Annotated in this window: 8 protein-coding genes and 1 pseudogene; 3 read left to right on the top strand and 6 right to left on the bottom strand. The window is 54.0% G+C overall.

All coding sequences use genetic code 11. The features are described 5' to 3' along the window. Positions 1-403: pseudogene (locus jaqu_RS19160) on the bottom strand (transposase); the annotation flags it as partial. Here jaqu_RS19160 and jaqu_RS19155 point away from each other — a divergent pair. Further along, the gene (locus jaqu_RS19155; RefSeq protein ID WP_089268470.1) at positions 350-688 is read left to right on the top strand and encodes a hypothetical protein; all 339 of its coding nucleotides are present in this window, start codon (positions 350-352) and stop codon (positions 686-688) included. The pseudogene jaqu_RS19160 and the gene jaqu_RS19155 sit on opposite strands and share 54 nt — an antisense overlap. Before the next feature lie 18 nt (positions 689-706). Here the strand turns inward: jaqu_RS19155 and jaqu_RS19150 are convergent, their stop codons facing one another. The 4 genes from jaqu_RS19150 to jaqu_RS21785 all read right to left on the bottom strand — a co-directional run bounded on the left by jaqu_RS19150 (position 707) and on the right by jaqu_RS21785 (position 2,591). After that, entirely contained in the window at positions 707-1,600 is an 894-nt protein-coding gene (locus tag jaqu_RS19150; RefSeq protein ID WP_043920630.1) for a hypothetical protein, read from the bottom strand. 399 nt (positions 1,601-1,999) lie between these two features. After that, the gene (locus jaqu_RS19145) at positions 2,000-2,251 is read right to left on the bottom strand and encodes a hypothetical protein (RefSeq protein ID WP_043920629.1); all 252 of its coding nucleotides are present in this window, start codon (positions 2,249-2,251) and stop codon (positions 2,000-2,002) included. An 11-nt stretch (positions 2,252-2,262) separates the two neighbouring features. After that, positions 2,263-2,385, bottom strand: a complete 123-nt coding sequence (locus jaqu_RS22280; RefSeq protein ID WP_269079004.1) for a hypothetical protein — start codon at positions 2,383-2,385, stop codon at positions 2,263-2,265. Positions 2,386-2,444: 59 nt separating this feature from the next. Further along, positions 2,445-2,591 carry a hypothetical protein gene (locus jaqu_RS21785; RefSeq protein WP_161793906.1) on the bottom strand — a complete coding sequence of 49 codons (147 nt, stop codon included), beginning with the start codon at positions 2,589-2,591 and terminating at the stop codon, positions 2,445-2,447. Positions 2,592-2,864: 273 nt separating this feature from the next. On the opposite strand from jaqu_RS21785, the gene jaqu_RS19140 reads away from it, so the two are divergent. Continuing rightward, positions 2,865-3,050, top strand: a complete 186-nt coding sequence (locus jaqu_RS19140; RefSeq protein ID WP_043920628.1) for a hypothetical protein — start codon at positions 2,865-2,867, stop codon at positions 3,048-3,050. Positions 3,051-3,068: 18 nt separating this feature from the next. Continuing rightward, positions 3,069-3,317, top strand: a complete 249-nt coding sequence (locus tag jaqu_RS21485) for a hypothetical protein (protein WP_141134418.1) — start codon at positions 3,069-3,071, stop codon at positions 3,315-3,317. Positions 3,318-4,096: 779 nt separating this feature from the next. On the opposite strand, the gene jaqu_RS21480 is transcribed toward jaqu_RS21485, so the two are convergent. Further along, positions 4,097-5,032: an ankyrin repeat domain-containing protein gene (locus jaqu_RS21480; RefSeq protein WP_141134417.1), complete on the bottom strand. Its 936-nt coding sequence runs from the start codon at positions 5,030-5,032 to the stop codon at positions 4,097-4,099. Between the last annotated feature and the right edge of the window lie 192 nt (positions 5,033-5,224).

Here is a 5,224-nt window from a genome sequence, read left to right as displayed (position 1 = left end):
AGCTCGGTGTCGGCCGGACGCTTGGATCTGCGCCGACAGACACGCGGATCTATGCCGGCCAGGGCACAGGCCCGCCGCTGTGAGCAGCTCTTCTCCGTCATGGCCCAGTCCACGGCATTCCTCCTCGAACCGGGCCTCAGAAGTTTTTTCCAGGCATCTCTTTCAGCGTGGCCACATCCATCATCTGCTCGGCCAGCATCTTCTTCAGCTTCGCATTCTCAGCTTCCAGTGCCTTCAGCCGCTTCGCATCGGCGACCTCCATGCCGCCGTACTTGCGGCGCCAGTTGTAGAAGGTCGCATCGCTGATCCCATGCTTGCGGCACAGGTCCGGCGTGCTCATGCCCGCTGCATGCTCCTTCAGGATGCCAATGATCTGCGCTTCGCTGAAACGGCTTCTCTTCATCTCCTGTCTCCTCAGTTGGAGAACAGGCTAACCTCAAATCGAGGACGTTTCAGGGGAGCAGGTCAGAAACAGTGGCAAAAGCTGGGGAAAGCGTTTGATGCCGACGACTTCACGGACGTCCAGGCTGCTGCCGCGATCTCCCGGCTCACGGGCGGCAACTTCCGCCTGCTGCAACGCCTGTTCAACCAGATCGACCGCATCCTACACATCAACGAACTGCGCGAGATCACTGATGATGTCATCCAGGCCGCCGCCTCAACCCTCGTCATCGGAGCGGCCAATTAGCGTACACTGCACCATACGCTAGCGGAGACTGACAAAGACCTCTTCCAGAATGGCGGGACGACCAGCGCGCTCGGCTGAGCGCCGCGACGCTTGGTTCAGCCGGTCTATCGTGCCCACAATGACTTGGTCGCGGTTCGACCCTATCGTCATGGCCCAAGCGGCCTGCGCGGAAGCGGCGTATCCCCGGCCGCCCCGAGCCGACATCACAACCTCCTCGTTGACCTCGTCTCCTTTAATCCAAGCCACCCGGCCGGGTGCGATGGCAAGAAGTCCCACAGGTGCGCTCTCCGCGTTTGCGGGCCCTTCTGCGATGATCGCATGAAGCTGACCAGCCTGATGCCATGCGCGGAGATCATCAGGATCGGCGGCTGAAATGTTCTTCGCCAGCTCCGCTGCATGCGCGGCGACGTCTGCGTAACGATCCTGAACCAGCGCGATAGCGTCCTCTGGGTCCGCGAACGGTACTAATCGGACGCGCCCGTCAGGCGGTGCCATGTCTCGGGGCCGGGCGGCATGGATCGTCACGGCCGTCCGCGCTGCCGGGTGGTTAATCGTCCCGGACAAAACGCGCAGGCGCAAGTCGAGAGGTGCAAACAAGGACCATTCCGAGCGAACGCAGTCACGCAGTATTTCCAGGCCTTCGCGCATTGGGGATTTGTCTGCAAACGAGTGCGCAACGACTTCCACGAACGGGCGGCTGATATCATGGGCGTAAAAGCGGATGCCGCCGATCAGCTCCACTGCATCGGAACGGACATACCGATGAGAATAGTCCGCGGCGGGGACTCCAGGCAAATTGATATGGTCAGTGAACAGCTTGGCAAAGGCAGGATCGTCGATGCGACTTACTTCACTTGAAAACCAGTCGGAAACGATGGTCTCGCCATCCTCTCCGAACAGGCGCTCAGCCATTAGAAGTTGGTCCGCCAGTGAAGGCCAGCGTGCAAGGTTAGTTAAATCCGTCACTCGGCCAGCTTACCATCCCAGATGGCCTACCGAAAGGTTCACTGGCCATAGTTTTCGGCAGGACCTGTGGGACAAATAACGTGCAAAAATTAGTGCCATCTATCGTGAAAAGTCACACCTGGGTGGAGCAGGGCGCTCGGCCAAAAACGACCGTTTTTGGCGCGTAATTTGTATCAAGAAGTTTTTTTGACAATCCACAAGGGGGTTTCGTGGCGCTATGCGCGGGAAACGGCTAACGCGAACCAACACGATTTTCGAACATATCCCATGAATTAATCTGCGGCGATCCAAATCGCGAGCGCTGGATGGGCGACGCTAAACACGTCGCCCATCCGCCATTGTGCCTTAGAGGAGGCCTTGGCAGCCACCCACCTTGAAGTAGCAGTCGGTCGCCGAGGAGTGCCGTGTGAGGGCGGCGGGCGCCTTGTCGCAATTCGGCAGCATTTCGCACTCGGGGACCTCCTGCGCCAGATATGCCGGCCCGGGGCAGGTCGGGGGCCAGATGGGTCCGGTGGGCAGCTGAGCGGCAGCTGCCGGGGCACTCAGGAGCAAGAGGGCGACGATGGATCGCCCGGCGAGCGTGGTCTTGGGGGTCATGGGAGGTCTCCTCAGTTTGGGAAGCAGGGGCGGACACAGCCGCAGCCGTCCGGGTCCTGGTAGAGGGCGTGGCTCGGCGTGCCGACCGCGAGCGCGGCGGCAGTAAGGCCAACGACCAATGCGAGAGTTTTCATATCGGTACTCCTTCAGGAAGGGTGGGCGCGCCCCCCAAAGGCGCGCGCCCCTGGTCTGCTCACTTCGGCCAGCAGACCTTCACCTCGGCGCACTGGTTCTCTTCAGCTTGCGCCGCGCTCGCGGCGAGGACCGGCGTGAGGATGCCCGTGAGGGCGATGACGAGGACGCGAAGAGTGGTCAGTAAGTTGGTTGTCGTGGCGTACATGATGTGTCCTTTCAGACTTGACCTTAGATTTTCGAGCAGCTTTGGTTTGCTCTGCTCCGAGAATTAGTCAGTCGGCACGATCCCTCAATTTATCATTCTGTTTCAATGACATAGATTTGTAACACTGAAGCATTTCTATTCGATTCCAACATGTTCACCTAGTCGAACAATATGTTGCACACGAACAAAATGATTGGATGCGTACTCCGTCTAAGAGGACTATCTTCCAACCAGCGTGCCTAAGTTGGTGCCCTACTCATGAGGGAGGACCACATGTCCGACTATAGTGATAACGGGCTAGGCCCATTTGCTCTTCAAGGGGCAATTTTGCGGGCTTGGAACACAACCGTGGTGACGGTTTTGGATGGTTATGAAGGCAAGCGTGACAAGGAGTTCACAGCACACGCGACGCGGTTTGAAGATTCCGACACCATGCTTTTCTTCGGTTATGTTGCGTAGGCGGTTGGTCAAGTTATCATGCAGTCCAAGATCGTAAATGCTCTGGCTTCAAGCCAAGACAGCCGACAAGCAAAGCGGCAGGACATCAAGCGCCGTGCTGATGCTACGGAACTATTTGGGCTTATCGAACGTGAGTGCCTTAGCGACGTCGCTGTCCAGTTCTCCATGACGGAGAAAGGGCGTGAGGTACTGACAATGTACGAAGCTGCCTATGCTGCTGAAGTACGGAAACTCAAAGGCGATGAGGATGATAAAGATGCTGCTTAAATTCCTACCCACAGCTCTCGCGGCCTTGGTCGTTTCCATGACCCTAGTGTCGCCTGCAATGGCTGGTGATAGTGCGGGTGGAGCTGGCTCACTGCTCCTGCAGCAGTCTCAGGTCTAGAGCTTGACTTACGAATGACTAAGAGCCGTTTCCAACAGGGGGTGGCTTTTCTCATTTAGAGTTCACCGCCTATTCTGCACACACCATTCCACCAGTTGCACCGATACCTGAGTTGGCACGGGTATCAAGTATTCCCCATGGGTGTCCCCGTTGCCCAACGACCTTAGTCGGACGCCAAACTCGCTAATTCTACCCTCTTCCATCCGACAGAAGAAGTACTCACTTTCATCTCGCGGAGCGGGGCGTAAACTACCTCCGGAAAATGGAAAATTCGGAGTAACAGAATATGTCTGCGGATTTGTAAAATACCGGTACTCATCGCCCAAATTCCGCCAGTGGTTCATAGGGCCTTCTTGGAGCAGTACTTGGAGGAAACCGATATCGAGGTTCCAGTCTACATCGCTCACCCGAAGATGATCTAAGCCCAATCTGATGTTAGGAAAATCGTTCTCGTCATATGTCGCAGCAGTATGATTAGTAATATCTGTTACAAGGGTGCTACAATAGCATGATCCAAAGTCTTGCGCACTAGCGGACACTGGAAAAGCTACGAAAACGATGACTTTAAATCTTGAATATCTTGAAATACTATGCACCCACGCGAACATATGATAAATAATGATTTTCTTTAGATTAAAGCACCGGTATACTGAAGGATATTTCATAAGTCAAAATACTCACCAAGAAAGTTTCTTCTACTCTCAAGCCACTCCAAATCTTGACTTATTGATTGCAGAAGAGATTTTTCATGAGGTCTATCTTTCTGAATCTGGTTTATCTCGGACCTATTCCGGATTATCCTCTCATCGATTATCTCTATCGCTGTAAGCCCGGCACTATCTTTCATCAAAGGGTCAGCGCCAGCTTCAAGAAGCGGTAAAACATAGCTATCCGGCATGTGAGGGAGAAGCCTGTGTAGTGCGGGACTACCGTTGTTTACGGCATTTGGGTTTGCCCCGCGTCGTAGCAACAGCATGAATGTTTCATGGCTGCCCTTATCTATAGACTGATCAAGCGCTGTCGTCTCGTGTTTCGTAGCAATATTTGGTGAGGCACCAGCATTTAACAAAGATAAAGTAAGATGGATGTTACAATCATCCCTATCAATCGAGGATATTAAAGGTGTATATCCACCTTTATCCCTCGAATCCAAGTTAGACCCGGCCGCGATAAGCTGTTTAGCAAACTCAAAGCTATGATTGGCAAAATATTGTGATTGAGCACAACAATGAAGTGGCGTCATCTCGACATGATTAACGGCTTCCGTATCTGCGCCTGCTTCCAGAAGAACTCGCAACTTCGAGGTTGGCTTATGATGCTTTGAATACATTGCCACGAACATTGGTGTCAACGAGTGCTCAAATAGTCTACTCGTCAGAATTTCGGTTCGTTGGTTAGGGTCAGCACCAGCGGTGACAACAGCCTCTAAGACCTCGGCCGATCCGTAGTATGCCGCCATATGAATCGGAAATAATCCGTCCGAGCGATGCAACTTTAGTCGACTTGGATCAGAAAAAAGATCACGCGCATCAGAACCTGCTGCGTTCGCCCAAAACTCGGCTCCAAAATTCTCTATATCAAACTTTTTGCGGAACATTGCCGGTACAAGGACCTTCTCGAAGCACGCACTCGGATGTCGTGTCTTGCTAACTCTAACGACACAGGTCCTACGACATCAAGGGTATCTATTTCACCATTGAACAGCCTGCTTTGGTCCTCGTTTGTGGGTAACTTGACCTGCCCCGACGAAGTGGTTCGGCTTCTGTCTTAGTGCATGACGGGTCTTGGG

The organism is Jannaschia aquimarina (assembly GCF_000877395.1).
GTDB classification, from domain to species: domain Bacteria; phylum Pseudomonadota; class Alphaproteobacteria; order Rhodobacterales; family Rhodobacteraceae; genus Jannaschia; species Jannaschia aquimarina.
The sequence above is the reverse complement of the archived record's forward strand: the minus strand, read 5'-3'. Positions and strand labels throughout refer to the sequence as shown.

Bases quoted from the DNA above. Each gene is read 5' to 3' on its own strand.
- jaqu_RS19155 (WP_089268470.1), top strand. From the start codon at position 350: ATGCTCCTTCAGGATGCCAATGATCTGCGCTTCGCTGAAACGGCTTCT.
- jaqu_RS19150 (WP_043920630.1), bottom strand. From the start codon at position 1,600: ATGGCTGAGCGCCTGTTCGGAGAGGATGGCGAGACCATCGTTTCCGAC.
- jaqu_RS19145 (WP_043920629.1), bottom strand. From the start codon at position 2,251: ATGACCCCCAAGACCACGCTCGCCGGGCGATCCATCGTCGCCCTCTTG.
- jaqu_RS22280 (WP_269079004.1), bottom strand. From the start codon at position 2,385: ATGAAAACTCTCGCATTGGTCGTTGGCCTTACTGCCGCCGCGCTCGCG.
- jaqu_RS21785 (WP_161793906.1), bottom strand. From the start codon at position 2,591: ATGTACGCCACGACAACCAACTTACTGACCACTCTTCGCGTCCTCGTC.
- jaqu_RS19140 (WP_043920628.1), top strand. From the start codon at position 2,865: ATGTCCGACTATAGTGATAACGGGCTAGGCCCATTTGCTCTTCAAGGG.
- jaqu_RS21485 (WP_141134418.1), top strand. From the start codon at position 3,069: ATGCAGTCCAAGATCGTAAATGCTCTGGCTTCAAGCCAAGACAGCCGA.
- jaqu_RS21480 (WP_141134417.1), bottom strand. From the start codon at position 5,032: ATGTTCCGCAAAAAGTTTGATATAGAGAATTTTGGAGCCGAGTTTTGG.